Annotated in this window: 20 protein-coding genes; 12 read left to right on the top strand and 8 right to left on the bottom strand. The window is 71.4% G+C overall.

What is annotated here, in order from left to right; all coding sequences use genetic code 11:
- The 3 genes from OG524_RS33815 to OG524_RS33805 form a co-directional block, all read right to left on the bottom strand.
- Positions 1 to 1,008 carry an aldo/keto reductase gene (locus OG524_RS33815; RefSeq protein ID WP_405812284.1) on the bottom strand — a complete coding sequence of 336 codons (1,008 nt, stop codon included), beginning with the start codon at positions 1,006 to 1,008 and terminating at the stop codon, positions 1 to 3.
- A 157-nt stretch (positions 1,009 to 1,165) separates the two neighbouring features.
- Positions 1,166 to 2,524: a wax ester/triacylglycerol synthase family O-acyltransferase gene (locus tag OG524_RS33810; RefSeq protein WP_405386530.1), complete on the bottom strand. Its 1,359-nt coding sequence runs from the start codon at positions 2,522 to 2,524 to the stop codon at positions 1,166 to 1,168.
- Positions 2,525 to 2,643: 119 nt separating this feature from the next.
- The gene (locus tag OG524_RS33805) at positions 2,644 to 4,710 is read right to left on the bottom strand and encodes a SpoIIE family protein phosphatase (RefSeq protein WP_405386532.1); all 2,067 of its coding nucleotides are present in this window, start codon (positions 4,708 to 4,710) and stop codon (positions 2,644 to 2,646) included.
- 122 nt (positions 4,711 to 4,832) lie between these two features.
- Here OG524_RS33805 and OG524_RS33800 point away from each other — a divergent pair, with 122 nt between their 5' ends.
- Genes OG524_RS33800 through OG524_RS33790 form a run of 3 tightly spaced genes read left to right on the top strand, consistent with a single transcriptional unit; the run spans position 4,833 to position 7,631 of the window.
- Positions 4,833 to 5,669: a YndJ family protein gene (locus tag OG524_RS33800; RefSeq protein WP_405812283.1), complete on the top strand. Its 837-nt coding sequence runs from the start codon at positions 4,833 to 4,835 to the stop codon at positions 5,667 to 5,669.
- The gene (locus OG524_RS33795) at positions 5,666 to 6,178 is read left to right on the top strand and encodes a DUF1990 family protein (RefSeq protein WP_405386536.1); all 513 of its coding nucleotides are present in this window, start codon (positions 5,666 to 5,668) and stop codon (positions 6,176 to 6,178) included. The genes OG524_RS33800 and OG524_RS33795 overlap by 4 nt, the downstream gene beginning before the upstream one ends.
- A 16-nt stretch (positions 6,179 to 6,194) precedes the next feature.
- Entirely contained in the window at positions 6,195 to 7,631 is a 1,437-nt protein-coding gene (locus OG524_RS33790) for a lipase maturation factor family protein (RefSeq protein ID WP_405386538.1), read from the top strand.
- A gap of 64 nt (positions 7,632 to 7,695) precedes the next feature.
- Here OG524_RS33790 and OG524_RS33785 read toward each other — a convergent pair whose 3' ends face one another.
- Both OG524_RS33785 and OG524_RS33780 read right to left on the bottom strand, forming a co-directional pair.
- Positions 7,696 to 7,869 carry a hypothetical protein gene (locus OG524_RS33785; protein WP_405812282.1) on the bottom strand — a complete coding sequence of 58 codons (174 nt, stop codon included), beginning with the start codon at positions 7,867 to 7,869 and terminating at the stop codon, positions 7,696 to 7,698.
- 366 nt (positions 7,870 to 8,235) lie between these two features.
- Complete coding sequence (locus tag OG524_RS33780; RefSeq protein WP_405386541.1) at positions 8,236 to 9,726, bottom strand: SDR family NAD(P)-dependent oxidoreductase; 1,491 nt, start codon at positions 9,724 to 9,726, stop codon at positions 8,236 to 8,238.
- Between the two features lie 328 nt (positions 9,727 to 10,054).
- Here OG524_RS33780 and OG524_RS33775 point away from each other — a divergent pair, with 328 nt between their 5' ends.
- The 5 genes from OG524_RS33775 (at position 10,055) to OG524_RS33755 (ending at position 14,963) form a co-directional block, all read left to right on the top strand.
- Positions 10,055 to 10,951, top strand: coding sequence for an RNA polymerase sigma factor SigF (locus tag OG524_RS33775; RefSeq protein ID WP_405386542.1), 897 nt, complete (start codon positions 10,055 to 10,057; stop codon positions 10,949 to 10,951).
- Between the two features lie 138 nt (positions 10,952 to 11,089).
- Positions 11,090 to 12,343 carry a PP2C family protein-serine/threonine phosphatase gene (locus OG524_RS33770; RefSeq protein ID WP_405393015.1) on the top strand — a complete coding sequence of 418 codons (1,254 nt, stop codon included), beginning with the start codon at positions 11,090 to 11,092 and terminating at the stop codon, positions 12,341 to 12,343.
- Entirely contained in the window at positions 12,340 to 13,968 is a 1,629-nt protein-coding gene (locus OG524_RS33765; RefSeq protein WP_405386543.1) for an ATP-binding protein, read from the top strand. Before OG524_RS33770 ends, OG524_RS33765 begins: the two co-directional genes overlap by 4 nt.
- Positions 13,965 to 14,408: a response regulator gene (locus OG524_RS33760; protein ID WP_405386544.1), complete on the top strand. Its 444-nt coding sequence runs from the start codon at positions 13,965 to 13,967 to the stop codon at positions 14,406 to 14,408. Before OG524_RS33765 ends, OG524_RS33760 begins: the two co-directional genes overlap by 4 nt.
- Before the next feature lie 99 nt (positions 14,409 to 14,507).
- A complete protein-coding gene (locus OG524_RS33755) occupies positions 14,508 to 14,963 on the top strand; it encodes an ATP-binding protein (RefSeq protein ID WP_405386546.1) in 456 nt (151 codons plus the stop codon).
- 58 nt (positions 14,964 to 15,021) lie between these two features.
- On the opposite strand, the gene OG524_RS33750 is transcribed toward OG524_RS33755, so the two are convergent.
- On the bottom strand, positions 15,022 to 17,373 hold the full coding sequence (locus OG524_RS33750; protein WP_405812281.1) for a GH92 family glycosyl hydrolase: 2,352 nt from the start codon (positions 17,371 to 17,373) through the stop codon (positions 15,022 to 15,024).
- A gap of 330 nt (positions 17,374 to 17,703) precedes the next feature.
- Between OG524_RS33750 and OG524_RS33745 the strand changes: the two genes are divergently transcribed.
- The gene (locus tag OG524_RS33745) at positions 17,704 to 18,954 is read left to right on the top strand and encodes a DMT family transporter (protein WP_405812280.1); all 1,251 of its coding nucleotides are present in this window, start codon (positions 17,704 to 17,706) and stop codon (positions 18,952 to 18,954) included.
- Here OG524_RS33745 and OG524_RS33740 read toward each other — a convergent pair.
- Entirely contained in the window at positions 18,924 to 20,273 is a 1,350-nt protein-coding gene (locus OG524_RS33740) for a peptidoglycan DD-metalloendopeptidase family protein (RefSeq protein ID WP_405812279.1), read from the bottom strand. The genes OG524_RS33745 and OG524_RS33740 overlap by 31 nt on opposite strands.
- 212 nt (positions 20,274 to 20,485) lie before the next feature.
- Between OG524_RS33740 and OG524_RS33735 the strand changes: the two genes are divergently transcribed.
- On the top strand, positions 20,486 to 21,601 hold the full coding sequence (locus tag OG524_RS33735) for a LacI family DNA-binding transcriptional regulator (protein ID WP_405812278.1): 1,116 nt from the start codon (positions 20,486 to 20,488) through the stop codon (positions 21,599 to 21,601).
- 489 nt (positions 21,602 to 22,090) lie between these two features.
- Here OG524_RS33735 and OG524_RS33730 read toward each other — a convergent pair whose 3' ends face one another.
- Complete coding sequence (locus OG524_RS33730) at positions 22,091 to 23,422, bottom strand: ROK family protein (protein WP_405812277.1); 1,332 nt, start codon at positions 23,420 to 23,422, stop codon at positions 22,091 to 22,093.
- A gap of 143 nt (positions 23,423 to 23,565) precedes the next feature.
- Here OG524_RS33730 and OG524_RS33725 point away from each other — a divergent pair, with 143 nt between their 5' ends.
- Positions 23,566 to 24,882: an ABC transporter substrate-binding protein gene (locus OG524_RS33725; RefSeq protein ID WP_405812276.1), complete on the top strand. Its 1,317-nt coding sequence runs from the start codon at positions 23,566 to 23,568 to the stop codon at positions 24,880 to 24,882.
- 10 nt (positions 24,883 to 24,892) lie between these two features.
- The gene (locus OG524_RS33720) at positions 24,893 to 25,900 is read left to right on the top strand and encodes a carbohydrate ABC transporter permease (RefSeq protein WP_405812275.1); all 1,008 of its coding nucleotides are present in this window, start codon (positions 24,893 to 24,895) and stop codon (positions 25,898 to 25,900) included.
- Positions 25,901 to 25,923 lie beyond the last annotated feature (23 nt).

The following is a 25,923-nucleotide window of genomic DNA, read 5'->3' as shown; positions in this document are numbered from 1 at the left end:
TCATGCAGGTCCCTCGTCCCCGGCCCCGGCCTCGGCCTCGGCGAGGAGCCCTTCGGCGCGCAGGTCGTCCCAGAGCGCGTCCGGGACCGGGGTGCCCAGCAGGGCGGCGGCATCCCGCACCTCGTGCGGGGAGCGGAAGCCGACGAGTACGCCCGCGACGGCCGGGTGGCCCAGCGGGTGGTGCAGGGCCGCGGCGCGCAGCGGGACACCATGCCGCGCGGCGACGGCCTCGATGCGCAGCGCCCGGTCGACGAGGGGTGCGGGCGCCGAGGCGTAGTCGTACGTGGCATCCGGGCGCGGGTCGGCGAGGAGCCCGGAGTTGAAGACTCCGCCGACGACGACGCTGCGGCCCCGGGCGGTGGCCTCCGGCAGGAGTGCGTCGAGGGCGCTCCCGTCGAGGAGGGTGAAGCGGCCGGCGCAGAGGACGACGTCGACGTCGGTGTCGCGCAGGAAGCGGGTGAGCATGGCGGTCTGGTTCATCCCTGCGCCGATCGCGCCGAGCGTCCCTTCGGCGCGCAGCTTCTCCAGGGCCGGGTAGCCCTCGCGGAAGGCGGCTTCCTCGTGGTCGTCGGGGTCGTGGAGGTAGACGATGTCGATGCGGTCGAGGCCGAGCCGTCCGAGGCTGTCCTCGATGCTCCGGCGGATGCCGTCGGCGCTGAAGTCCCAGCGGCGCCGGTGGGTGTGCGGCACGGCGAACCCGTCCGAAAGGCCTTCGGCGGCGGCCGTCTCCCTGGCGGGCAGCGGGTCGAGGACCCGGCCGGCCTTGGTGGACACCGTGTACGCGTCGCGGGGGCGGTCCCGCAGGGCCTCACCGAGGCGGCGTTCCGAGAGGCCGAGGCCGTAGTGCGGAGCGGTGTCGAAGTGGCGGACGCCCTCGTCCCAGGCTGCGTCCACGGCCGCGGCGGCCTGTTCGGGGGCGACCTCGGTGAAGAGGTTGCCGATGGCCGCCGCGCCGAAGGAGAGTTCGGTGATCTCGACAGCACTGCTCCCGAGCCTGATGCGCCGCATGTCCGTGCCGCCCCTGCTGATGATCGCCTATGGTCCGCACAGCGAATATTCATCGGATCACTGGGGCACGTCAACACCTGCGACCGCCCAGGAGCGGCGAATTCTCGGCTATCTGTCCGATCTATGGCGGACGACTCGATCTGCATGGCGATGGGCGCTACGCGGGGGCGGGCACCTTGGGGACAAGTGCGCGCAGTTCCAGGAGTTCGTCCGCGACCGCCGTGGCCAACCGGTCGAGGTCGGGCAGCGCCTTGCCGTCGGCCACGAGCCCGACCTGCACCCGCCCGCCGTACGTGGACAGGGCGACGGCGAGCGACTGTCCACGGGCCAGGGGTGCCATCGGGTAGACGGCACGCAGCGGGCAGCCGCCGAGCGAGAGCGCGGAGCGCGGGAGGGGCACGCTGGTGACCAGGATGTCGAAGAGCATCCGGGCGGCGTTCCCCGCCAGCGGCGCTCCGAACCGGTGGGCCAGCGCGGGCAGCTGATCGGCCAGCACGGCGACGGCGCCCGCGCCGCGCATCGGCCCCGCCGCCTTGTTGCGGTTCATGCCCGTGCGCACCAGGCGCAGCCGTTCCCGGGCGTCGGGCTCGGCGACCGGGAGGCCCAGGAGGTAGGCGGAGAGCCTGTTGCCGTTGGTCGCGCCGCCGGGCCTGCGCCGGGAGACGGGAACCAGTGCGCGCGGGTCGGCGCCGGGGAGCTGCTCGCCCCGCTCCAGCATCCAGCGCCGCAACGCCCCCGCGACGACGGCGAGCAGGACGTCGTTGGCCGTGCCGCCCTCGGCCCGGCGGATCCGCTGGACCGTTTCGGCGTCCAGCTCGGCGGTGGCCAGGCGGCGGGTGCCGCTGGAGCTCGCGGTCAGGGCGGTCGACCCGCGCAGGTCGAGGCGGCTGGCCCGTACGACGGACGCGCCGACCCCCAGTGCCCGGCCGACGCCCCCGATCCGGTCCAGTGCCATGCCCGCCACCTCGTACGGGCCGGGCAGCCAGGAGCGTGGCGGTACCGGGGTGCGGCGGCGCACCGCGCCCCGGCCGGCACCGGCGGTGGCGATCTGGTCGAAGATGCCGGCCCCGATGGCCACGGCCCGCATCCCGTCGGCCAGCGCGTGGTGCAGCTTCACCAGGACGGCGAACGTGCCGTCACCCGCGCCGCGGAGGAGGTACATCTGCCAGGGCGGCAGTCCCCGCCCCAGCGGCTGCTCCATGAGTTCACCGGCGAGCCGGGTGGCCTCCGCCATGAAGTCGCCCTCGGGGAGCACGACCTGCCTGACGTGCCGGTGCACGTCGAAGTCCTTGTCGGTGAACCAGGCCGCGCCGCCCACCGGCAGCAGGACGTCCCGCACCCGCATCCGCAGCCGGGGAATCGCGGCGGCACGGGCGCCGAGCAGTTCGAGCAGGTCCGGCGGCGAGACCCCGGGTGCCGCGGTGAAGACCGCGAGCGCGCCGAGATGCATCGGGTGGGCATCGGTTTCGAGGTGCCAGAAAGCCAGATCAAGAGGTGCCAGTAGCTCGGTACTCAACGGGGCCTCGCGTCATCTGCAGCAGAACTACGGGATCGCAGTCAATCCCTGATGGCCGGTTACGGTCAAGCATCGTCATGTTACGTACTGTTACAGTCTCGCGCCGCCGGGACTCCGCCTCACCGGCGCTCCGGCACGATGAACTCGCACCACACGCACTTGCCGTTGCCGCGCGGCTCCACGCCCCAGAAGTCGGCCAGCCGGTCCACCAGCATCAGGCCGCGCCCGGAGACTCCCGACTCCCCCGCGTCCCTGCGGCGCGGCAGGGCGCTGGAGCGGTCCTCCACGTCGACCCGCAGCCGCCGCTCGGGGCCGGTGAGCACCCGGATGGTGACGATCGCTCCGCCGTCGGTGTGCATGAGCGCGTTGGTGATCAGCTCGTCGGCCGCCAGCTCGACCTCGTCGGCCCGGTCCTTGGCACCCCAGGCGCGTACCGCCGCCCGGATCATGTGCCGGGAGGAGCTCAGCGCCTCGGGGTCGTTCTGCGCGACGTGCTGCTGGAGCCGGCCGCCGGGGTGGGGTGCGTGGGCGGCGTTGCGGCGCAGCAGGAGCACCGCCACGTCGTCCTCGCCGCCGCGTTCGCCGACGACCTCGCAGAGCTGGTCGGCGAGCTGCTGGAGGTCCTGCGGCCCGTCGCGCACCATCGACGTCAGCAGCCGCATGCCCTCGTCGAAGTCGACGCCGGGCAGCTCCACCAGGCCGTCGGTGTACAGGATCAACGTCTGGCCGGGATCAAGTTCGATGGTGCTGACCGGGTAGTCCAGCTCTCCGAACTCCGCCGAGAGCCCGAGCGGGAGTCCGCCTTCGGCCGGCAGCTTGCGGCAGTTCCCGTCGACGTCGCGTACGAGCGGGTCCATGTGCCCCGCCCGCACCAGCTGCACCACACCGGTGGTCAGGTCGGCCTCGGCGTAGGAGCAGGTGGCGAAGCGGTCGGTGTCCAGTTCATGGAGGAAGACGGAGGCCCGCGCCATGACCGTGGCGGGGCTGTGGCCTTCGGCGGCGTAGGCGCGCAGCACGATCCGGAGCTGCCCCATGACCGCGGCGGCGTGCGTGTCGTGGCCCTGCACGTCCCCGATGACGGCGCCGACCCGCCCGCCGGGCAGCGGGATGATGTCGTACCAGTCGCCGCCGATGTCCCGGCCGAGCCGCGCGGAGCGGTAGCGGACAGCGACCTGTGCGCCGGGCACGTCGGGGATCCGGCGGGGCAGCATCGCCTGCTGGAGGCCTTCGGCGAGGTCGTGCTCCTGCTCGTAGAGCATGGCCCGCTGGAGGCTCTGGGCGATCGAGCTGCCGAGGGCGACCAGCAGGTTCCGCTCGTCGGCGGTGAAGCCCGCCTTGTTGCCGTAGAGGAGTCCGAGCGCGCCGATGGGACGGGCCTGGGCGATGAGGGGCAGATAGGCCGCGGCGGTGATGCCGAGGTGGCTGATGTTCGGCCACAGGATCGGGTAGGAGGCCTCGAAGTCCTCGGGGGTCTCGATGAACCTGGGCGTGAGCGTGCGGATCACTTCACTCATCGGGTACGGCTCGTCCGTCCGGGTGTAACGGGTTCCCGGCACGTACGCCCCTTCGGGGCCGTCGGCCACCAGGTGGATGCGCCCGGACTCCAGCAGGCCCATGACGAGACTGGTCGCGCCGAGGTTCGCCAGGCCCTGGGAGTTCTTCAGCACGTCGGTGACGTCCTTGACAGTCCGGGCGTGGGCCAGCGCCGCCGTGGTCCCCTCGACCAGACTGGTGCGGCGCCGTCGCTCCTCGTCGACCGACCTGCGGGCGGTCGAGTCGGCCAGCTCCTGGGTGGCGTCGCGGATGATCCCGATGATGCGGCGGGGCCGGCCGGTGCCGTCGCGGCGGATGAACCCCTGGGTGTGGGTCCAGCGCAGGGATCCGTCGCGCTGCATCCGGCGGAAGTAGGCGCCGTAGTTCTCGCGGCCGCTCTTGAGTGCCTGCGAGACCATGCCGTCGAGCCGGATCGCCTCGTCGGTGGGAACCCGCGGGGCGAGGGACGCGGGCCGGTTGTCGTACTCGTCGGGGCGCAGGTCGAACACGTCGAGTGCGGGCTGGTCCATGTGCATGAGCCCGCTGTCCAGATCCCAGTCGAAGCTGCCCATTCGGTTCAGGGCGAGACTGAGGTCCGGGTGGGCGGGCCAGTCGTCCGGGAGTGACAGGGCACCCGCTACCCGATCATCCATGTGCGCCACTCTGCCATTATTTGTCCGATTCTTCGACCGAACTGCCATCTTGAACGCGTTCAAGAAAACCCCTACGCTCGGCGCGACACCGATTGAACGCGTTCATTTCTGGGGGTGGGGTCATGTCCGTGCTGGTCGGCCTGATCGTGATGCTGGGCATGCTGGTGATCGTGCCGGCGGGGCTGCGGCTCGTCGGCGACCCGGCACTCGACCGGATCCGGCGCCTGTGGCCGCTCTTCGCGGTGCCGGGCGCCGTGGCCCTGTGGCTGCCGCGCGGGGGCACCGCCACCGCACTCGCCGCCTGCTACGCGCTGGGGGCGCTGGCCCTCGCCGCCCACGCACCGTGGCGGCTCGCCCGGACCCGCAGCGCACGCCCCGCGGAGATCGCGGTGCTCACCGCGCTCGTCACCCCGTCGGTGGCCGCGCTCGCCCTGCTCGCCGAGCGCGCGGGCCACGAGCTGTTCGGCTTCGGGCTCGGCATCCTGGCGCTGACCGTGCCGCACTTCCACTTCGCCGGATGCGCCGCCGCCCTGGTCGCCGGTCTCGTCTGCCGGGCAGCAGACGGGGCTGCGGGCCGGTTCGCCGCGCTGAGCGTCCCCCTGGGCACGCTGCTGGTCCTCGTCGGCTACTTCGTCGGCGACCGGGCCGAGCTGGCCGGGGCGGTCGTGCTCACCGCCGGGATGTGGACGGTCGCCCTGCTGACCTGGCGTTCGGTCCGCACCGCGGGCCGGGACCGTGCCACCCGCGTGCTCCTCGCCGCCTCGGCCGCCGTCCTCGTGGCGACCATGGTGCTCGCGCTGAGCTGGGCGCTCGGCGAGGCCACCGGGCTGCCCCACCCCACTCCGACCTGGATGGCCGCCACCCACGGGCTGGGCAACGCGCTGGGCTTCGCGCTCTGTTCTCTGCTCGCCTGGCGCCGCATCCAGGACCGCACCCACCAGGAAGGCAGGACCGCATGACCACCCTGACGTACCCCGAGGTCGGAGCAACCCGGCTGGGACCGCTCCCCGACGGTTACCACCACCTGCACCACCGGACCGCCGTCGGCCGGGGCAGGGCCGACTTCGAGGCGGCGGGCGCCGCCGTCACCGAGTGGCGGATGCACCGTGCGGCCGGAACCCGGGTGAACGCCTCCGCCGAGCGGGCGGCCACCGGGGACGGCGTCGCGATGTCGCTGGGCACAGGGCCGCTCCGGGTGACGGCACACTGCGAGGTCGTCTGGACCGCGTACGAGGACGGGCGCATCGGCTTCGGCTACGGCACGACGGCCCGGCACCCGGAGCTGGGCGAGGAATGCTTCGTGGTCGAGCTGGCGGACGACGGGACGGTGTGGTTCACGGTCATGGCCTTCTCCCGCCCCGCCTCCTGGTACGCCCGGCTCGCCGGGCCGCTCGTCCCGGTGCTCCAGCGCTGGTACGCGCGCCGGCTGGGCAGCACACTGCGCCGGAGCGTGTCCGGAGCCCGATGACCCGATACTGGAGGGGATGGAGTGGTTCACCGCAGACGGGTACTGGCTCAGCCGGCTGATCTTCCAGCGGGCCCTCGCTGCCGTCTATCTGGTCGCGTTCCTCTCGGCCGCACTGCAGTTCCGGGCGCTGATCGGGGCACGGGGCATGCTCCCCGTGCCCGAACTGCTGCGGCGCACTCCCTGGCGGGCGGCGCCCGGCCTGTTCCGGCTGCACTACTCGGACCGCTTCTTCGCCGTCGTCGCCTGGACGGGCTGCGCGGTCTCGCTCGCCCTCCTCGCGGGCCTGGACGCCTACGTCCCGCTGTGGGCGGCCATGCTGCTGTGGGCGCTGCCCTGGGCGCTGTACCTGTCGATCGTCCAGGTCGGCCAGGTCTGGTACGGCTTCGGCTGGGAGTCGCTCCTGCTGGAGACGGGCTTCCTCGCCGTGTTCCTCGGCAACGCGGACACGGCGGCCCCGGTCCTCGTGCTGTGGCTGCTGCGCTGGCTGCTCTTCCGGGTCGAGTTCGGCGCCGGGCTCATCAAGATCCGTGGCGACGCGTGCTGGCGGCGGCTGACCTGTCTGGACTTCCACCACGAGACCCAGCCGATGCCGGGGCCGCTGAGCTGGTTCTTCCATCACCTGCCGAAGCCCGCCCACCGGGTGGAGACGGCCGCCAACCATGTGACCCAGCTCGCGGTCCCCATCCTCCTGTTCACCCCGCAGCCGGTGGCGAGCGTCGCGGCGGGGCTGATGGCCGTCACCCAGCTGTGGCTGGTCCTGTCCGGCAACTTCGCCTGGCTGAACTGGCTGACCATCGCCCTGGCCCTCGCGGTGATCGACTGGTCCCCGCTCGCCGGCCCGCCGCCCGCGCAGTCCGCACCGCCCCTCTGGTACGAGGTGCTGGTCATCGCCGTCGCCGCGCTCGTCCTGGCACTCAGCTACCGCCCGGCGCGCAATCTCCTCTCCCGCCGCCAGGTGATGAACCGGTCCTACGACCCGTTGCACCTGGTCAACACGTACGGGGCGTTCGGCAGCATCAGCAGGATGCGGTTCGAGGTCGTGGTCGAGGGCACCGACGAGCCGGTGATCCACGAGGGGACCCGCTGGCGCGAGTACGGCTTCCACGGCAAGCCGGGCGATCCGCACCGGATGCCGCGCCAGTTCGCGCCGTACCACCTGCGGCTCGACTGGATGATGTGGTTCGCCGCGCTCTCCCCCACGTACGCCCGGTCCTGGTTCGGACCGTTCGTCGAACGCCTGCTGCGGGGCGACCGCGACACCCTGCGGCTGCTGCGCCACAACCCGTTCCCCGACGAGCCGCCCGCCCACATCCGGGCCAGGGTCTTCCACTACCGGTACACGGACCCGCGGGAGCTGCGGGCCACCGGGTGCTGGTGGCACCGGACCTTCGTACGGGACTTCATGCGGCCGGTGGCCCGGCCGGTGCCGCTGCGGCCCCGGGGGCGGACATGAAAGCGCTCCGGCCCCCGCGGGTGCGGGGGCCGGAACTCAGCTCTGCGCGAAGGGGTGCGAGCGGTCAGTCGATGCCGGGCAGAATGTGCGGCTCGGCGAGATCGTCCTCGTAACCGGCCAGCCGGATCGGCGCCGACCTGGCCCAGACCTCGATGTTGCGGAGCTTCTCGGGCCCGTGGGTCCGTGCTCCGGTCCGTTCGGCCGGGCGCTGCTTGCTCTTCGTCGTTTCAGGTGTCACCGCGGACTCCTTTGTGTCGCGTAACCCCGGGCGGTGGCGACGCTGCGGTTGTGAGAACCGTGTATCGACCGCCCTCTGCGGGGCAGGGGCAGAAACAGTTCGGTCGCGGTGGCGCCGGTATACGGGGCGGGACGGCGGCCTGCTTACAGACCTGTCCCAGGACGGCCGAGGAAGTTTCGTGGATCCCTTGGTGGCGTCCGTTCGGTTCAGAGTAACCAAATGAGCGGCATCCCGCTCGACAGAACGTGTGGCCTGGGTCACTTTCAGCCAACAGCATTCACCACGTGTTCCCCGGGAATCACACCCCGGGACGAAAAAGGCGGCAACCCGTGTGTACGGATTGCCGCCTTCTCGCTGTCGGTGAGGTCACCAGCCGGCGGGCGCGTAGTCCTTCAGGAAGCAGCCGTACAGCTCCTCGCCCTCTTCGCCGCGCACGATCGGGTCGTAGACCCGGGCGGCGCCGTCGATGAGGTCGAGCGGGGCGTGGAAGCCCTCCTCGGCGAGACGGATCTTGTCGGGGTGCGGGCGCTCGTCCGTGATCCAGCCGGTGTCGACGGCCGTCATGAGGATGCCGTCCTTCTCGAACATCTCCTGGGCGCTGGTCCGGGTGAGCATGTTGAGGGCGGCCTTGGCCATGTTGGTGTGGGGGTGCCCGGCGCCCTTGTAACCGCGGCCGAAAACACCCTCCATCGCCGATACGTTCACCACGTAGGCCCGCTTCGCCGCCGTCCTGGCCATGGCCGGGCGGAGCCGGCTGATCAGGATGAAGGGGGCGGTGGAGTTGCAGAGCTGGACCTCGAGGAGCTCGATGGGCTCGACCTCCTCGACCGTCTGGATCCAGCTGTTCGTGTCGTGCAGGTCGGGCACGAGGCCGCCCGCGTCGATCGCGGTGCCCGCGGCGATACGGGCCGGGGAGGCGGATCCGGTGACCAGGGCCAGACTCGTGACGTCGTCCGCGGTCAGCCCCTCGCCGTCCTTGCGGGCGGCGGGCAACGCGGCGACACGGTCGACGGTGCCGCTGCCGAACGTGCCGATCACCTCGGCGACGGGCAGCTCACCGGCGGGCAGCGGGGCGGACTCGGCACCGAGCAGCTCGCTGTAGGCCTGCGCGGAGCGGCGGACCGTCTGCGCGGCGTTGTTGATCAGGATGTCCAGCGGGCCCTCGGCTGCGACGGAGTCGGCGAGCGCGACGACCTGGGCGGGGTCGCGCAGGTCGATGCCCACGATCTTCAGCCGGTGGATCCACTCGTCGCTGTCCGGCATCGCCTTGAAGCGGCGGATCGCGTCGTTGGGGAAGCGGGTGGTGATGGTGGTGTGCGCCCCGTCGCGCAGCAGCCGCAGCGCGATGTACATGCCGATCTTGGCCCGGCCGCCGGTGAGCAGGGCCCGGCGTCCGGTGAGGTCGGTACGGGCGTCGCGCCGGGACCGGTTCTCCTTGGCGCACGACTGGCAGAGCTGGTGGTAGAAGGCGTCGACCTCGACGTACCGGGTCTTGCAGATGTAGCAGGACCTGGGGCGCTGGAGTATGCCCGCGATCTCGGCGGTGGCCGAGGACGACGGGAGCACGCCCTGCGTCTCGTCGTCGATGCGCTCGGCGGAGCCGGTCGCGGTGGCTTCGGTGACGGCCTTGTCGTGCGCGGTCTTGGCGGCCCGGCGCTCCTGGCGGCGGCGCTGCTTCACCGTCCGGTAGACGCCGGCGGTCGCCCTGCGTACGGCGATGGCGTCCGGGTGGTCGACCTCGATGGAGTCGAGCTCGTCGAGCACGCCCAGGCAGACGGCCAGCCGCTCCGGGTCGATACCGGGACCGAACTCGTCGATTCCGGGAGCGAACTCCGGGCTGTCCTCTGTCACCGTCATTGCCGTTCCTCTGTTGCTCGTCACTCGCGCCGCTGCCGGGCTCCGGTGGTGGGGAGGAGGTCCGGCCCGGGGCCGGTGGAGGCCGGCGCGCCAGGGGCCGAATGCCCCGGTCAAGTCTGCCATGAGTCGGGCGCTGCTCCGTCCGGCTGTGACGGGGCCCTCGCACCGGCCCGGCCGGGCGCTCCCGCGGGCCGCGGAAGGGCACTTCCGCCGCCCGTGACGGGGTCCTACCGCGTGCCGGGGGAGAACGTTCCGGGTTCGCAGGCATGACTTCCGGAAAGCCGGGCAGGTGCCGGTCGGTACACAGGACTCCAGGGAGGGCGACACCATGACGGCCATGTCAGTGCGAACCACCGGGACGACCGGCACAGCGGCGGCGCGGTGCGACGGGGTCGCCGCAGGGCCGGACGGGGCCGCACTGCCGTGGATCGAGGACGCGGGCAAGGTCGCCCCGCAGGACGCGCGGGCCATGTCGAAGCTGTTCTTCGACCGTATCCAGGTCCTCGAAGAGGGCACCCACGAGTACCAGTACGCCCGCAACACCCTGATCGAGATGAACCTCTCGCTGGTCCGTTTCGCCGCCTCCCGGTTCCGCAACCGCGGCGGTGACGACACCGAGGACATCATCCAGGTCGGCACGATCGGCCTGATCAAGGCGATCGACCGCTTCGACCTGTCGCGCGAGGTGGAGTTCGCCACCTTCGCGGTGCCGTACATCGTCGGTGAGATCAAGCGGTTCTTCCGCGACACCACCTGGTCCGTCCACGTTCCGCGCCGGCTGCAGGAGCTGCGTGTCGAGCTGGCCAAGGCGAAGGAGCAGCTGTCCGCGGAGCTCGACCGCGACCCGACGGTCGCCGAGCTCGCCGCGCTTCTGGATCTCCCCGAGGAGGAGATCATCGAGGGTCTGGTCGCGGCCAACGGCTATTCGGCCGGCTCGCTGGACACCCCGAGCGCCGACAGCGACTCCGGGAGCGACCAGCGCGCCTACGCCGATCTGCTCGGCGAGGAGGACCCGGCCATGGAGAGCGTCGAGAACCTGCACGCCCTGGCTCCGCTGCTGCGGGAGCTGGACGAGCGCGAGCGGAAGATCGTCCGGATGCGCTTCGGCCAGGAGATGACGCAGGCCCAGATCGGTGCGGAGCTGGGCGTTTCCCAGATGCATGTCTCACGGCTGCTCAGCAGGATCGTGCAGCGGCTCCGTACCGGCATGTGCGTCGAGGCCTGAGCAGACCGGCTCCTGAGGCTCCCGAGAGAAATGACCGAGGTCCGGCAGTCCGCCGGGCCCCGGTCACATATGCTTCCTGGCGATACGGCGCGGGGTGATCCCCGTGCCGTCCGTTCGAGGGGGTGGAGCGTGGGCGAACTGTCGTCGGGCACCTCGGCGCGACTGCTGGAACCCGACAGGATTCCGGAGCAGCAGGCGGGGCCCACCGTCGCCGACGACGCGTCCGGCTGGAAGGTCGACGCGGCCCTTCTCCTGGTCGAGGACGACTCCGGGGACGCGCTGCTCGTCGAGGAGATGCTGGCCGACAGCGAGCTGGACTCCTCGCTCACGTGGTGCAAGACGCTGGCCGAGGCACGGCGGTTCCTCGGGACCTGCCGGACGCCGGTCTGTGTCCTGCTGGATCTGCATCTGCCGGATGTGCACGGTCTGGACGCGGTCAGCCAGCTCGTCGAGTCCGCGCCGGATGCCGCGGTCATCGTGCTGACGGGACTGGCCGAGGCCGAGACCGGGTTGTCCGCGGTGGCGCACGGCGCCCAGGACTACCTCGTCAAGGGCCGGATCGACCCCGAGACACTGGGACGGGCGGTCCGTTACGCGCTCCAGCGCAAGCACGCCGAGCGGTCCGCGGCGGCGATGCGGACGAGCCGGCTGATAGCCCAGGAGAACGCCCGGCTGGAACGCGCGCTGCTACCCATCCCGCTGCTGCTCGACGAGAGCTTCGGGGTGGCCGCCCGCTACGAGGCGGGCCGCGCCCACGGGTTGCTGAGCGGTGACTTCTACGACGTGGTGCAGACCGCCGACGGTGTGGTGCACGCCGTGATCGGCGATGTGTCGGGGCACGGTGCGGCGGAGGCGGCGCTGGGCGTCTGTCTCCGGGTGGCCTGGCGCACGGCCGTGCTCACCGGTGTCCCCCAGCTGGAGAAGATCGGTCTGCTGGAGGCGATACTCGTCGCCGAGCGGTCCGATCCCCATGTCTTCGCCACCGTGACCACGCTCGTCTTCCCGCCGGGCCGTGACCGGGTCCTCGTCGCGCGGGCCGGGCATCCGGGACTCCTGTTGCGGAGCGGCCCGGACGTCACCTGGGTGGAGCCCGCCGTCGGCATGGCCCTGGGGCTGCTGCCCGGGGCGGGCCGCTGGACGGCGACGGAGCTGGAGCTCCCTCCCGGCGGCGAACTCGTCCTGTTCACCGACGGCCTGTTCGAGGGCCGGACCGGACCGCGTTCCCGCCTCGGCGAGGAGGGCCTGCTGGCCATGGCCCGCAGGCATGCGGCGCTGGAGCCCCGGGCGTTCGTCGACGCGCTGGTCGCCGAGGCCACCGAGAGCGCGTCGCCCTACGGCGGACTGGCGGACGACGTCGCCGTGCTGCACCTGGGCTGGCGAGCGGACTCATGAGGTCCGGGGACAGGCCGGCCGGGCGGCGGTCGGGCAGGTTCGCGCGGCTCTCGGTGCAGAACTGGGTGCATCTGATCCTGGCCGGTTTCGTCCTGATGGTCTGCGCCTGTCTCGTCGTGGGCGGGCTCGTCCTCTCCCGCATCTCCGACCGGACCACGGACCTGGTGGACCGCATCCAGCCGGCCCGTTCCTCGTCGTTCCAGCTGCAGAACTCGCTGCTCGACCAGGAGTCGGGGGTGCGCGGCTTCGCACTCACCGGTGACGACTCGTTCCTGGAACCGTACGAGGCCGGGATGCGTGCCGAGCGGCTCAGGCTGGACCGGGTGCGCGCCCTGGTCGGGGGCGAGCAGCCGTACGCCGGGGATCTGGACCTGATCGAGCGGGCCGCCCAGGAGTGGCGCCGGCAGCGGGCCGAGCCGTTGATCGCCTCGGTCCGCAGGAACGGTCCGGCCGGTGAGTCCTCGACCCCGATCCGGCGGAGCAAGTCGGAATTCGACACGCTGCGACGGCTGTACGCCGTGCAGCAGGAACATCTGGACACCGCACGCGACCGTGCCCGTGCCGAGCTCGACGACGCGCGCACGACCCGTGACCGGGTGCTCGTCGCCCTGGTGATCGGCTTCGTGCTGGCCGTCGTGTCGCTCAGTCTGCTGCTGCACCGGATGGTGGGCCGGCCGCTGAACGCGCTGGCCACGGCGTCGCGCAGGGTGCGGTCGGGCGCCTTCGGCAGCCGGATCGCGGTCCGGGGGCCGTCCGACGTCAGAGCGGTGGCCTCCGCGGTGGAGGACATGCGGCAGCGCCTCGTGTCGGAGCTCGCCGAGTCCCAGGAGCGGGAGACCCTGCTGGCCGAGCAGACCGGGGAGCTGCGCCGCTCCAACTCCGAGCTGGAGCAGTTCGCCTACGTCGCGTCGCACGACCTGCAGGAGCCGTTGCGCAAGGTGGCCTCCTTCTGTCAGCTGCTGGAGAAGAGGTACGGAGCGGAGCTGGACGAACGCGGCAAGCAGTACATCGACTTCGCGGTGGACGGCGCCAAGCGGATGCAGGTCCTCATCAACGACCTGCTCACCTTCTCCCGGGTGGGGCGGGTGCACGAGAGCTGGAAGCCCGTCGATCTCGAGCACTCCCTGGACCGGGCCCTGGCCAATCTCGCCCTGGTCGTCGAGGAGTCGGGCGCCACCGTCGTGCGCGAGGACCCGCTGCCCGAGCTGCTGGGCGACGCGACGTCGCTGGCCATGGTGTGGCAGAACCTGGTCGGGAACGCGGTCAAGTTCCGCCGGCCCGGTGTGCCGTGCCGGATCACCGTGGGATGTGTGCGCGAGGACGAGGAGTGGCATCTGACGGTCGCCGACAACGGCATCGGGATCGCGCCGGAGTTCTCGGAGAAGGTGTTCGTCATCTTCCAGCGGCTGCACGCCCGCGACGAGTACGAGGGAACGGGTATCGGCCTCTCGCTCTGCCGCAAGATCGTCGAGTTCCACGGCGGCCGGATCTGGCTGGACCCCGCCCCGGCCGAAGGTACACTCGTCCACTTCACCCTGCCCGTCCTTCCCGAAGCCCCCACGCACACCACCGCGGAGCTGCTCGCACCCGCTCTGCTCACCGCCCGGTCGGGAGACGCCCCGTGAACGACCCCGTCCAGCCCATCGAGGTCCTGCTCGTGGAGGACGACCCCGGCGACGAGCTGATGACCCGTGAGGCGTTCGCGGACAACAAGATCCGCAACACGCTCCATGTGGTGCGCGACGGCCAGGAGGCGCTGGACTTCCTCTACCGCCGGGGCGAGCACGCCGACGCGCCGCGGCCGGATCTGGTGCTGCTCGATCTGAATCTGCCGAAGTACGACGGCAGGCAGGTGCTCGAACGCATCAAGACGGACCCCGAACTGGCCCTGATCCCGGTTGTGGTCCTCACCACGTCGTCGGCGGAGGAGGACATCCTGCGCAGCTACAAACTGCACGCCAACGCCTATGTCACCAAGCCGGTGGACCTGGAGCAGTTCATCGGCGCGGTGCGGCAGATCGACGACTTCTTCGTGAGCGTGGTCCGGTTGCCCGGTCGTGCGTAAGATCTGGAGAATCTACCGGAGTGGGATCTCTCGACGCGGGTAGACGAACGGCGAGAAAGAGGTCGTTGACCTCACCCTGCGGCGCCTTGGCTGGAGCACATGAACGAACAGGCCACCTCACGGCCGGATGATCCCTGGCGGGCGTCCGGGTCCATGGAGGTTCTGCTCACCGCCGAGGTGTTCGACGGCGAACAGGGCTGTATCGCGCAGGCCCGTGCGCTGGCCGACCGTTTCCTGGCGCGGCTGGTGGCGGAGTGGCTCGCGGTCCTCGGTGAGCACACCCGCAGCGATCTGATGCTGGCGGTCAGCGAGCTCGTCACCAACGCCGACCGCTACAGCCACGGTCCGTACCTGCTGGAGCTGGAGGGCACCGCGGAGCGCATCAGCGTCACGGTGTACGACAGCAGCACGGCCCTCCCGGTGCTCTACGCCCCCGACCCGGCCCGCCTCGGCGGTCACGGCATGGAGATCGTGGTGGCGCTCTGCGACAGGCTGACTGCGGAGCGGGTGCCGGTCGGCAAGCGCATCCGGGCGGAGTTCCAGCTCAGCACCTGAAACGACACGGCGGCGCCCCGCCCGGACCGCGTGGTCCGGGCGGGGCGCCGCCGTCCGTTCAGCGCAGGGCCGGCGGGGCGTCGGCGGGAGCCGTGCCCCATGCGGAGGGTTCGCTGCCCACCTCGAAGGTGAGCGAGCGGCCCGCGCGGATGTCCTCGGTGGTGAGGTACGTCCTGGACTGCTCGGCCCCGTCGAGCCGGGCCGACCGGATGTACCGGTCGGTGTCCGAGGTGCCGGGTGCCCGCACGGTGAAGGAGCCCCGCGGGTAGTAGCGGCGGTCCAGCGTCAGGTCGACCCGGTCGAAGACGGGCGTGGACAGGCCCCAGGTGTCGGTGCCGGGCTGGACCGGGAAGAGCCCGATCGACGAGAGCACGTCCCAGGCGGACATGGTGCCCACGTCGTCGTTGCCGGTCATGCCGGTCGGGGTGTCGGTGAAGAGCGTGAGCGCGCCGTGGACCACGTCGGTCGTCTTCCACGGCTGCCCGGTCGACAGGTAGGTGTACGGGGCGATCAGGTCGGGCTCGTTCTGCGGGTTGTACTTGTCGGCGTTGTAGTAGTCGTACGGCCCGTTGACCCATACCTCGCGCACGGTCTTCGCCGGGTCGGCGAGCAGTTGTTCGTAGGCGAAGAAGGAGTCGAGGCGCTCGTTCGTCGCGGCCGTGCCGCCGATCAGGCCGACGAGGCCGGGGAGGTCCTGCGGGACGAGCCACTGGTACTGCCAGGACGTGCCCTCATGGAAGCCCTCGCTCTTCGCGGGGTCGGCGGGTCCGGCGAAGGCGCCGTGCTCGTCGCGGGCGCGGAAGAAGCCGGTCGAGCTGTCGAAGATCCGGTGGTAGTTCTGCGCACGCTCCCGGTAGCGGCGGGCGTCGTCGTCGTGGCCGAGTTCGGCGGCCATCTCGCCGAGCATCGCGTCGGAAAGGGCGTACTCCAGGGTGGCGGAGCCGCCGTGGTCGTAGTCGGAGTCGCCGGGCTTGGCGTGCGGACGGCCCTTGACGTACGGCACGAATCCGTCGGCCAGGTACTCCTTGTCGGCCTCACGGCCGACCGCCGGGGAGTCGGTGGGCGGAACTCCGTCGGCGTTCTTCTTCAGGGCGCGGTACGCCTGTTCCTCGTACCCGTGGAGCAGGCCCTGCTGGTAGGCGTTGGTGAGGTAGGGGGTGACGGGGTCACCGGTCATGATGTTCGTCTCGACCGTGCCGTAGCCCCACTTGGGCAGCCAGCCGCTCTGTTCGTCGATCTTCAGGACGGAGATCGCCATGTCCCGGGCCTCGCGCGGGGCGAGCAGGGAGAGGAGTTGGGCCTGGGTGCGGTAGGTGTCCCACAGCGACCAGTTCTGGTAGTACGTGTAGCCCTTGGCGCGGTGGATCTTCTGGTCCCACCCGGTGTAGCGGCCGTCCACGTCCTGGCCGATGTTCGGGCCGAGGAAGGAGCGGTAGAGGGAGGAGTAGAAGGTGCGCCGCTGGGTCTCGGTCCCGCCCTGGGCGCGTACGTCGTCCAGGCGGTCCTCCCACGCGGCCTGGGCGGCGCGGGCGACCCGGTCGAAGCCGCGTCCGCCCTCGGCGCGCAGATTACGGGCGGCGCCGGCCGCGTCGACGTAGCTGATGGCGGTGGTGGCCTCGACCGTGCGGTCCTTCGTGGTGTCGAAGCGGACCCAGGCGCCGTTGCCCGCGGCGCCGGTGGACCGCCGGGCGGCGCCGACCTCGCCGTCCTTCCAGGTGCCGGAGTCGGCGAAGGGACGGTCGAAGCGGGTGACGGTGTAGAGCGTGTACGGCTCGGTGTCCTGGCAGAAGCCCCGTCCGGTGATGGCCGTGCGGACCGTACGGGAGTCGAGCACCTCCACCGTCGTGCTGACCGTGCGGTGCAGCGACTGACCGGCGTTGATCAGGACGTTGGCCTTGTCGGTGGCCGGAAAGGTGTACCGCTGGACGCCGGTGCGCTGTGTCGCGGTCAGCTCGGCGTTGATCCCGCCGTACGAGGTGAGTCCGACCTGGTAGTAGCCGGGGCTTGCCTTCTCGTTGTCGTGGCTGAACCCTGAGGCGTACTTCGTGTTGTCCGTCTCGGTGATGTCACCGGTGGTGGGCAGTACGGGGAGGTCGCCGCCGAGGCCGCAGCCCACGCCGGAGATGTGTGTGCTGCTGAAGCCCCGGATCCGGTCGTCCGTGTAGTCGTACCCGACGGCGTGGCCGGTGTCCGGCGAGAGCTGGACCATGGAGAACGGCACGGCGGCACCGGGGTAGGTGTTGCCCTCGTTCTGGCTGCCGATGAACGGATTCACCAGGTCGGTCAGCCGTGCGTCCGCGCGGGGTGCGGCCTGGGCCGTGGGGCCTGTGGCGAGGATGCCGCCGAGGAGCGCGAGGGCCGCGAGCGAGGCCGCCGGTCCGCGCAGTCTCGGCCGTGGGGTCCGGTGCATGGGGGATTCCTCCTTGGACGGCGCGTGGACAACGTTGTCAGCGCCCGCCTGTGCAACGTTGAAGAACGGGCAGAGGCATGACAACACGGCTCGGGGCCGGTGTCCAGGTGCCTGACACGAGGACGGGCCGATTCCTTCCGGTTTCGGACACTTGGCGCAAGGATGCGACAGCGCAGCGTGTCCCGGGGCGTCATCTTCTGAGGCCTGGAGCGAGGAGGACTACCGTCGGGAGGAGGACGTAGGACCGAAGTACGTACTACTGGAGCAGTACGCCGAATCGCCGCCTCTAGGACGACGACGCGGTGGCTCCGACGGGACATCGTGGTGTACATGAGTTCCCTCGCGCTCTCCGTGCTCCTGTCACTGGTCTCCGCGGTCGCCTACGCGGCCGGGGCGATCGTCCAGGAGCGCGTAGCCGCAGCCGGCGACGGCCGCCCGTACGCACCGCTGCGCAACGGCGTGTGGTGGGTGGCCGTGGCGCTCAACGGGGTGGGCGCGGTGCTGCACGTGGTGGCGCTGGCGTACGGACCGCTGAGCCTCGTCCAGCCGCTCGGCGCCCTGACGATCGTCTTCGCACTGCCGATGGCGGCCCTGTTCGTCCGCCGCAGGGCGGGGCGGACCGCCTGGCGCGGCGCCGTCATGGCGACGGTCGGACTGGCCGGGCTGCTGGCCCTCACGGGGAGCGCCGGGTCGCACACGCTGGCGGGGCCGGAACAGCTGATGCTGGCGGCCACGACGGCGGGTGCCGTGGTGGCACTGCTCGTGCTCGCGAAGGGACTGCACCGGCCGATGCTGCGCAGTGTCGTCCTGGCGACGGGCGCCGGGATCGCGTTCGGTATCGCCTCGGTGTTCACCAAGACGGTGGCGGTGGAGTGGACGTCGGGTGCGGTGACCTCGGGGCTGCCGACCCTCCTGGTGATCGCCGGCCTCGCCGCCGCGGGGCTGCTGCTGTCGCAGGCCGCGTACCGGGGCGCCGGACTGACCGCGCCGCTGGCGACGGTCACCGTGGTGAATCCCGTGGTGGCCGCGGCGGTGGGTCTGACCCTGTTCGGCGAGCAGTTCCGCTACGGCGTGACGGGCACCCTGCTGGCGCTCGCCTGTGGTGCGCTGGCGGCGGCCGGGCTGGTCCTGCTGACCACGGAGCGGGTGGGGGCGGAGCGCCGTACGGCCGAACTGGCCGCCTTCGAGCGGGGTACCGCGGCGGAGCGGACCACGGACGCCGGGCGACGGGCCGCGACAGCGGGTGCGGCCGGCACCGAGCGGCGTACCGCGCCGGCAGGGGAGACCGGCGTCGAGCCCGACGAGGGTCCTGACGCCGGCGGTGCGCCCCGGGCACCCGTGACGCTGCCCGGGCCGGTGAAGCGGCGGGCGGCCTCGTCCGAAATGGCGCCGCCGGACCCGTTTCCGGCTCCGACGGCGCTTTCGCTGCCCCTTGTCGCGCCCTTGCGGCACGGCGCGCGGCGCGTGGAGTTCAGCGGGAAACAGCCCACGGGCGGGCCGGCGCGCCGGGGAGACTTAGCGGCCCCGGGCACCGGACCGGACGGGGTCGTTCAGACGCTGACACCGCCTGCCCTGAGGTAGGCCAGCGGGTCAATGTCGGAACCGTAGCCGGGGCCTGTACGGATCTCGAAGTGCAGATGCGGGCCGGTGCTGTTGCCCGTGGATCCCGAACGCGCGATCCGCTGACCGCTGCCGACCTGCTGGCCCTCGCGCACATGGAGCGACGAGAGGTGCGCGTACTGGCTGTACCTGCCGTCGTTGTGCCGGATGACGACCTCGTAGCCGTACGCCCCCGCCCAGCCCGCCGAGACCACCTTTCCGGAGGCCACGGCCTTCACCGAGGTTCCGGTGGGGACCGGGAAGTCGACGCCCGTGTGGTAGCCGCTCGACCACGATCCCGCCTGGTGGTACGGCGTACCGGTCCGGGCGGAGACGGGGGCGGTGAAGCCGGATTGCGGCTTGGCGGCCTGCTTGGGCTTGGCGGCGGGCTTGCTGTCCCGCTTGGGCTTGGCGGCGGGCTTGGTGTCCTGCTTGGCGGCCGGCTTGCTCACGGGCTTGCTGTCCGGCTTCGCGGCCTGCTTGCTGTCCGGATTCGCCGCCTGCTTCGGGGCTTCGGCCTTCGGCGTCTGCTTCGGAGCGGCCTGCTCGGGAGCTGTCCGCTCGCGGGCCGTCTTCTGCGTGGCCTTCGGGGCGGTGCCCGTCTTCGGCACCCCGGCGGTGTCCAGGCTCAGCCGCTGCCCGGGCAGGATGAGGTCGGGGTCCGCGCCGACCACGGTGCGGTTCGCCGCGTACAGCTTCTGCCAGCCGCCTTGGACCCCCTCGGCGGACGCTATGCCGGACAGGGAGTCGCCGCGCGCCACGGTGTACGTCTCGCCCGCGCCGGGCACGGACGTCGGTGACGTGGAGGCCTGCCCCGCCTTCGCGTCCGGGGCGGTCTTCCGCGCGGCGCTGTCCGGCGCGGAGGTCCTGGCCTCGACGGGTTCACTGCGCTCCGTCTGCGGGGCGATGTCGGGTGCGTCGCCGCCCCGGGTCAGTCCGGCCCGTACGGAACAGGTCGGCCAGGCCCCCGGGCCCTTGCCTTCCAGCACCTTCTCGGCAACGGCGATCTGCTGGTCCCTGCTCGCCAGATCGGCCCGTGCGGCGAAGGTCGTCCCGCCGTACGCCGCCCAGGTCGAGCCGCTGAACTGCAGGCCGCCGTAGTAGCCGTTCCCCGTGTTGATGTGCCAGTTGCTGGTCGACTCGCAGGCGGCGACCTTCTCCCACACGTCGGTCGAGGCGGCGCCTGCCGATGCCGCGGTGAGCAGCGGCAGCGCGATGCCCGCGCCGCCCGCCGTCACCGTCAGCGAGGCGCGGTTGATCCGACTGGGCTGATATCTGCGGTGCCGTCCGTTCGCGGCCATGATCTCGGCTCCCCCACTCGCTGTAGGACACGTCGCAAGCGGCCAACTTATGGGCAGACAAAGGGTGGTGACAAGTGAACAATCGGCGCGTGCTACCCATGCGCCCCCGGCGCACGTCCCGTGCGACAGCGCACCTCCTTCCGGTCACACCGTGAGGGGACAGTTTGGAGAGCGCTCTCCATCTGCCTTTTCCTGATGCTATAAAGGCGCCCATGACGGATGCTCTGCGATCGGCCGGTGCCGCACCCACCCTGGAGGACGTGGCGCGGGCGGCCGGGGTCTCGCGCGCCACGGTCTCGCGGGTCATCAACGGGGTGCGCAACGTCGACCCGGCGATCCAGGAGGTCGTGCGGCAGGCCGTCTCCGTGACCGGCTACGCACCCAACCGCGCGGCCCGTTCCCTGGTCACCCGGCGCACGGACGCCATCGCGCTCGTGGTGTCGGGCGCAGGGGTCGAGCCGGGAGCGGAGGACGGGGCGGGAGCGGGCGACGGGGTGGTCGCGAGGGACGGGGCGGGGGCCGTCGATGCCGGGTCCTTCACCGCGAGAGTGTTCGCCGACCCGTTCTTCGGCCGGGTGGTGACCGGTGTCGTCAACTATCTGCGCCCGCGCGGGATGCACCCCGTGCTGATGTTCGCGGAGACGTCGCCGGCCCGCGACGAGGTGGTGTCCTACCTGCGGCAGGGCAGCGCCGACGGTGCCCTGATCGTGTCGACCCACGCGAAGGACCCCCTTCCGGGGCTGGTCACGGAGGCGGGACTCCCCGCCGTGCTCTACGCACGGCCCGCCCGGCCGCTGCCGATCAGCTACGTCGATCTGGCGCACCGGGACGGTGCCGGGCTGGCCGCCGAGCACCTGCTGGCGCGCGGCTGCCGCCGGATCGCCACGATCAGCGGGCCGCTGGACGTACCGGCCGGACAGGAGAGGCTGGAGGGGTTCCGGGACACCATGGCGCGACGCGGCCACCCGTACGTCCCGGCTGCGGAGGGGCAGTTCACCCAGGGGAGCGGTGAGGCGGCGATGGGGCGACTGCTGGCCGAACACCCCGATCTGGACGGGGTGTTCGCGGCGAACGACCTCATGGCGATGGGTGCCTGCCATGTGCTGAGGGAACACGGCAGGCGGGTGCCCGAGGACGTGGCCGTGGTCGGCTTCGACGACAGCGGCGCGGCCTCCGCGTGCCGGCCTCCGCTGACGACGGTGCGGCAGCCGGTGGAGGACATGGCGGCGGAGATGGCCCGGCTCCTGGTGGACCGGCTGGCCGCGCCGGACCGCCCGGCGACCTCGGTGATCTTCGAACCGGTGCTGGTGGTACGGGATTCGGCGTAGGCGGCCCCTGCCACTGCCGTCCGGGCAGCCGGCCCTCCCCCCGTCCTGGTGGCAGCCGGACCCCTGCCCCCAGGACGCGGGCGCGGCGCCCAGGGGTGCGGCCTCCGCTCGCCGGAACCTCTGACTGGCCGGACCCGCAGGCGGCCCGCCCACCTGGCCGCCGAAGACCCTTCCAGGGCCTCGAACCACGGGCCACACGGACAGGGTGCACAGGGCACGGGGGGCAGGGGCACGTGGGGCAGGGGCACGTGGGTCAGGCGCCGGGCGCGCGCCGGTCTCCGGGGGCGCACGCCGGTCTCACAGGGCAGCCTTCCCTGACCCGCTTACGGAATCACGCGGGCCGGCCCGGGACCTTCGTACGGAAATCACGCGCGGGCGTACGCCGGGCGCGCCACCGCATGGCCCCCTCCCTGCCACCCGCGACCCGGCACGCAGCCCCGCAGACCGCGCGCCGGATGTCGGGCCGAAGGCGGCGGGGCCGCACACCCCTCACCCCGCCGGGGTGCGGCCGGCCGGTGCGGGTGCACGGTCGGGGCCGGGGGCCGCGGCCGGCCGGGCGGCCGGGGCGGGCCGGGTGCCGCCGCGGGCCAGGAAGTCGGAGAGGGGCAGGGTCGCCGCGCCGACCGTGACGGCGTCCGGGCCCAGGTGGCCCATGGCGATGGTGGTGCGGGCGATCGCGTGCCGCAGGGCGTACTCCTGGGCGTACCGGCGGATCTCCGGGAGCAGGTGCGGGCCGATCAGCAGGCCCGCCCAGCCGCCGAGCAGGATGCGTTCGGGGAGGAAGAGGTTGACCAGGTCGGCCAGGGCTGCGCCGAGGCAGGCGGCCGTCTCGTCCAGGATCGCCACGGCCACCGGGTCCGGTGGGGGCCCTTCGGGGCCCGGGTAGGCGGCTGCCAGGAGCGCGGCGAGGGCGGTCTCGTCGTCGGCGTCCGGGGGCAGCGGGCCGCCCGCCTCGTGCCAGCGTTCACGCATCGCCTCCGCGCCCGCGTACGCCTCCAGGCAGCCGATGGATCCGCACCGGCAGCGGCGGCCCCGCAGCTGCACCGTCGTGTGGCCCCATTCGAGGGCCGAGTCGGAGAGGTCCTCGTCGAGGATGTCGCCCCTGTTGACGCTGGCGCCGACACCGGAACCGATCAGTGCCACGGCCGCGGAACCGGCACCCCGGCCGCCGCCGAACCACATCTCCGCCTGTCCCAGCGTCTTGGCACCGTTGTCGATGAAGAACGGCACCTCCGGCGGCACGTCCACGGCATCACGGAGCATCCGCTCGAAGGGGACGGCACTCCAGCCGATGGTCTGGCCGTGCACGACCGCGCCCGGTTCACCGGTGGCCCCCCGGCCGTCACGTTCGATGATGCCGGGTACCCCGATGCCGATGCCGAGGAGCCGGGCGGGGTCGGCGCCCGCGTCGCGCAGGACGTCGGACACCCCCGTACGCACGTGGCTGACGATGCGCTCGACGTCGTAGCCGTGCTGGGCCAGCAGTCGGTCGGTGCGGGCCAGTTCCGTGAGTGCGAGGTCGAAGAGCTCGACGCGGACCCTGGTCTCGCCGATGTCGATGCCCACGAACAGGCCGCCGTCCGCGGCGACCCGCAGCAGGGTGCGCGGGCGTCCGCCGTCGGAGTCGACGATCCCCGCCTCCTCCAGGAGGCCCTCCGCGGCGAGCTCGGCGACGACGTTGCTGATGGAACCCGAACTCAGACCCGTCGCGGGGCCGAGCTCCTGACGGCTCAGCGGGCCGTCGAAATACAACCGTTGCAATACCCTCGCCCGATTGCCCCTTCGCAGGTCACGCACGGTCCGTCTGCTGCGCTCAGCCATGTTGCTCCCTTCGTTCCGGAAACATACCCCGGTCCCAGCTCTTGACGCACACTTCCTTCACCTCTTAAATCACGTCATAAATTAAGTGAAGGAAGGCCGTTCGGGTCCCGAACGCTGCCATCCCCGGAAAGGGGCCACCTTTCATGCGTCACCTCAGAGCCGCAGCAGCTGTCAGTCTCGCCATATCCGTCGCCGCCGGAGTCACCGGCTGCGGCGGCGGCACGTCGTCCTCGGACGGCGGCAGCAACGAGTCACCGAAGACCCTCACGTACTGGGCGTCCAACCAGGGCCCGAGCATCGAGGCCGACAGGAAGATCCTCACTCCCGAGCTGAAGAAGTTCGAGAAGGAGACCGGGATCAAGGTGAAGCTGGAGGTGGTCCCCTGGGCCGACCTGCTGAACCGGATCCTCGCCGCCACCACCTCCGGTCAGGGCCCGGACGTGCTGAACATCGGCAACACCTGGTCGGCCTCGCTCCAGGCCACAGGCGCGCTGCTTCCGTGGGACGACAGGAACTTCGAGGCGATCGGCGGCCGTGACCGCTTCGTCGACTCGGCCGTCGCCTCGGCCGGCAAGGAGGGCGAGCCGCCCGCCGCGGTGCCGCTGTACTCGCTGGCGTACGCGCTCTACTACAACAAGGCGATGTTCGCCGAGGCCGGCATCACCGCGCCGCCCGCCACCTGGGACCAGTTGGTCGCCGACGGCAAGAAGCTGTCGAAGGACGGCAGGTGGGGGCTGGGTGCCGAGGGCGCGAACCTCTCGAACAACATCCACCAGGTCTTCGTCCTCGGCAAGCAGCACGACGCCGACTTCTTCGACGAGTCCGGCAGGGCGACCTTCACCTCCGACGGTGCCGTCGCCGCCGTGAAGCAGTACGTCGACCTGATGGCCAAGGACAAGGTCATCGCCCCGGGCAACGCGGAGTACGCCCAGAACCAGTCGCTCACCGACTTCGCCAAGGGCAGAACGGCGATGGTGCTGTGGCAGGCCGCCGCGTCCACCTTCGCCGCGCAGGGCATGAAGCCCGAGGACTGGGGGGTCGCGCCCGTCCCCGTACAGGCGGGCACCCCGGGCACGGGCAAGAACACCAACTCGATGGTCGCCGGCATCAACATGGCGGTGTTCAAGAACACCAAGAACATCGACGGTGCCAAGAAGTTCGTGAAGTTCATGACGAGCGACGAGGAGCAGAAGCTCCTCAACAAGACCTACGGCTCGATCCCCCCGGTCAGGGCCGCCCAGGCGGACGCCGCGTTCGCCGCCCCCGACCTGAAGGTCCTGCGCGACACCCTCTCCACCAGCGCCGCCCCGCTCCCCCAGGTCCCCAACGAGTCCCAGTTCGAGACGGCCGTGGGTACGGCGGTCAAGGAACTGTGGGCCGAGGCCGCCGCAGGGAAGCCCGTCACCACCGAGACCGTCAAGGCGCGCCTGGAAAAGGCCCAGCAGACGATGCAGCAGTGAGGCACTCTTCATGACCGCCGTGACCACCGATCCCCGGGTCGACAAGTCGGACAGGGAGAGGAGCACGGGCACCGTGGGTGCGCGCAGGGGACTGCCGCGCATCCCCGACCGGATCCGCCGCGGCGGACTGCCCTACCTCCTGCTGCTCCCCGCCGTACTGCTCGAACTCCTGATCCACATCGTCCCGATGATCATCGGGATCGTGATGAGCTTCCGCCAGCTCACGCAGTTCTACATCAACAACTGGGGCGGGGCGCCCTGGACCGGCCTCGACAACTACAGCATCGCCGTCGACTTCAACGCCCCGATCGGCGAGGCGCTGCTCAAGTCGTTCTTCGTCACCTGTGTCTTCACCTTCTTCGCCGTCGGTCTGGGCTGGCTGATCGGAATCGCCGCGGCGATCATGCTGCAGGAGAACTTCCGCGGCCGGGGCTTCCTGCGGGCGGTGTTCCTCGTCCCGTACGCCCTGCCGGTCTACGCGGCCGTCATCACGTGGGCGTTCATGTTCCAGCGGGACAACGGGCTGGTGAACCACGTACTCCATGACCAGTTGGGGCTGACCGACCAGCCGTCGTTCTGGCTGATCGGCGACAACAGCATCTACGCGCTGATCATCGTCTCGGTCTGGAAGGGCTGGCCGTTCGCCTTCCTCATGCTGATGGCCGGGCTGCAGAACATCCCGCGCGAGCTGTACGAGGCGGCGTCGATCGACGGCGCCGGCATCTGGCAGCAGATCCGCAGGATCACGCTTCCCTCGCTGCGGCCCGTCAACCAGGTCCTGGTGCTCGTCCTGTTCCTGTGGACGTTCAACGACTTCAACACGCCGTACGTGCTGTTCGGGAAGTCCGCCCCGGAGAACGCCGACCTGATCTCGATCCACATCTACCAGTCGTCGTTCGTCACCTGGAACTTCGGCAGCGGCTCGGCGATGTCCGTCCTGCTGCTCCTCTTCCTGCTGGTCGTGACGGCCGTCTACCTGCTCCTCACCTCACGCGGAAGGAAGGGCGCCGATGTCTAGCCCCGCCCGGTCACACGCCCGGT

The sequence above is a fragment of the Streptomyces sp. NBC_01520 genome (assembly GCF_045040375.1).
Classification (GTDB): Bacteria; Actinomycetota; Actinomycetes; order Streptomycetales; family Streptomycetaceae; genus Streptomyces.
The sequence above is the reverse complement of the archived record's forward strand: the minus strand, read 5'-3'. Positions and strand labels throughout refer to the sequence as shown.

What these genes read in the sequence shown, in the direction of transcription:
- OG524_RS33815 (WP_405812284.1), bottom strand. Translation starts at nt 1,008, where the DNA reads ATGCGGCGCATCAGGCTCGGGAGCAGTGCTGTCGAGATCACCGAACTC.
- OG524_RS33805 (WP_405386532.1), bottom strand. Translation starts at nt 4,710, where the DNA reads ATGGATGATCGGGTAGCGGGTGCCCTGTCACTCCCGGACGACTGGCCC.
- OG524_RS33800 (WP_405812283.1), top strand. Translation starts at nt 4,833, where the DNA reads ATGTCCGTGCTGGTCGGCCTGATCGTGATGCTGGGCATGCTGGTGATC.
- OG524_RS33795 (WP_405386536.1), top strand. Translation starts at nt 5,666, where the DNA reads ATGACCACCCTGACGTACCCCGAGGTCGGAGCAACCCGGCTGGGACCG.
- OG524_RS33790 (WP_405386538.1), top strand. Translation starts at nt 6,195, where the DNA reads ATGGAGTGGTTCACCGCAGACGGGTACTGGCTCAGCCGGCTGATCTTC.
- OG524_RS33780 (WP_405386541.1), bottom strand. Translation starts at nt 9,726, where the DNA reads ATGACGGTGACAGAGGACAGCCCGGAGTTCGCTCCCGGAATCGACGAG.
- OG524_RS33775 (WP_405386542.1), top strand. Translation starts at nt 10,055, where the DNA reads ATGACGGCCATGTCAGTGCGAACCACCGGGACGACCGGCACAGCGGCG.
- OG524_RS33765 (WP_405386543.1), top strand. Translation starts at nt 12,340, where the DNA reads ATGAGGTCCGGGGACAGGCCGGCCGGGCGGCGGTCGGGCAGGTTCGCG.
- OG524_RS33755 (WP_405386546.1), top strand. Translation starts at nt 14,508, where the DNA reads ATGAACGAACAGGCCACCTCACGGCCGGATGATCCCTGGCGGGCGTCC.
- OG524_RS33750 (WP_405812281.1), bottom strand. Translation starts at nt 17,373, where the DNA reads ATGCACCGGACCCCACGGCCGAGACTGCGCGGACCGGCGGCCTCGCTC.
- OG524_RS33745 (WP_405812280.1), top strand. Translation starts at nt 17,704, where the DNA reads ATGAGTTCCCTCGCGCTCTCCGTGCTCCTGTCACTGGTCTCCGCGGTC.
- OG524_RS33740 (WP_405812279.1), bottom strand. Translation starts at nt 20,273, where the DNA reads ATGGCCGCGAACGGACGGCACCGCAGATATCAGCCCAGTCGGATCAAC.
- OG524_RS33735 (WP_405812278.1), top strand. Translation starts at nt 20,486, where the DNA reads ATGACGGATGCTCTGCGATCGGCCGGTGCCGCACCCACCCTGGAGGAC.
- OG524_RS33730 (WP_405812277.1), bottom strand. Translation starts at nt 23,422, where the DNA reads ATGGCTGAGCGCAGCAGACGGACCGTGCGTGACCTGCGAAGGGGCAAT.
- OG524_RS33725 (WP_405812276.1), top strand. Translation starts at nt 23,566, where the DNA reads ATGCGTCACCTCAGAGCCGCAGCAGCTGTCAGTCTCGCCATATCCGTC.
- OG524_RS33720 (WP_405812275.1), top strand. Translation starts at nt 24,893, where the DNA reads ATGACCGCCGTGACCACCGATCCCCGGGTCGACAAGTCGGACAGGGAG.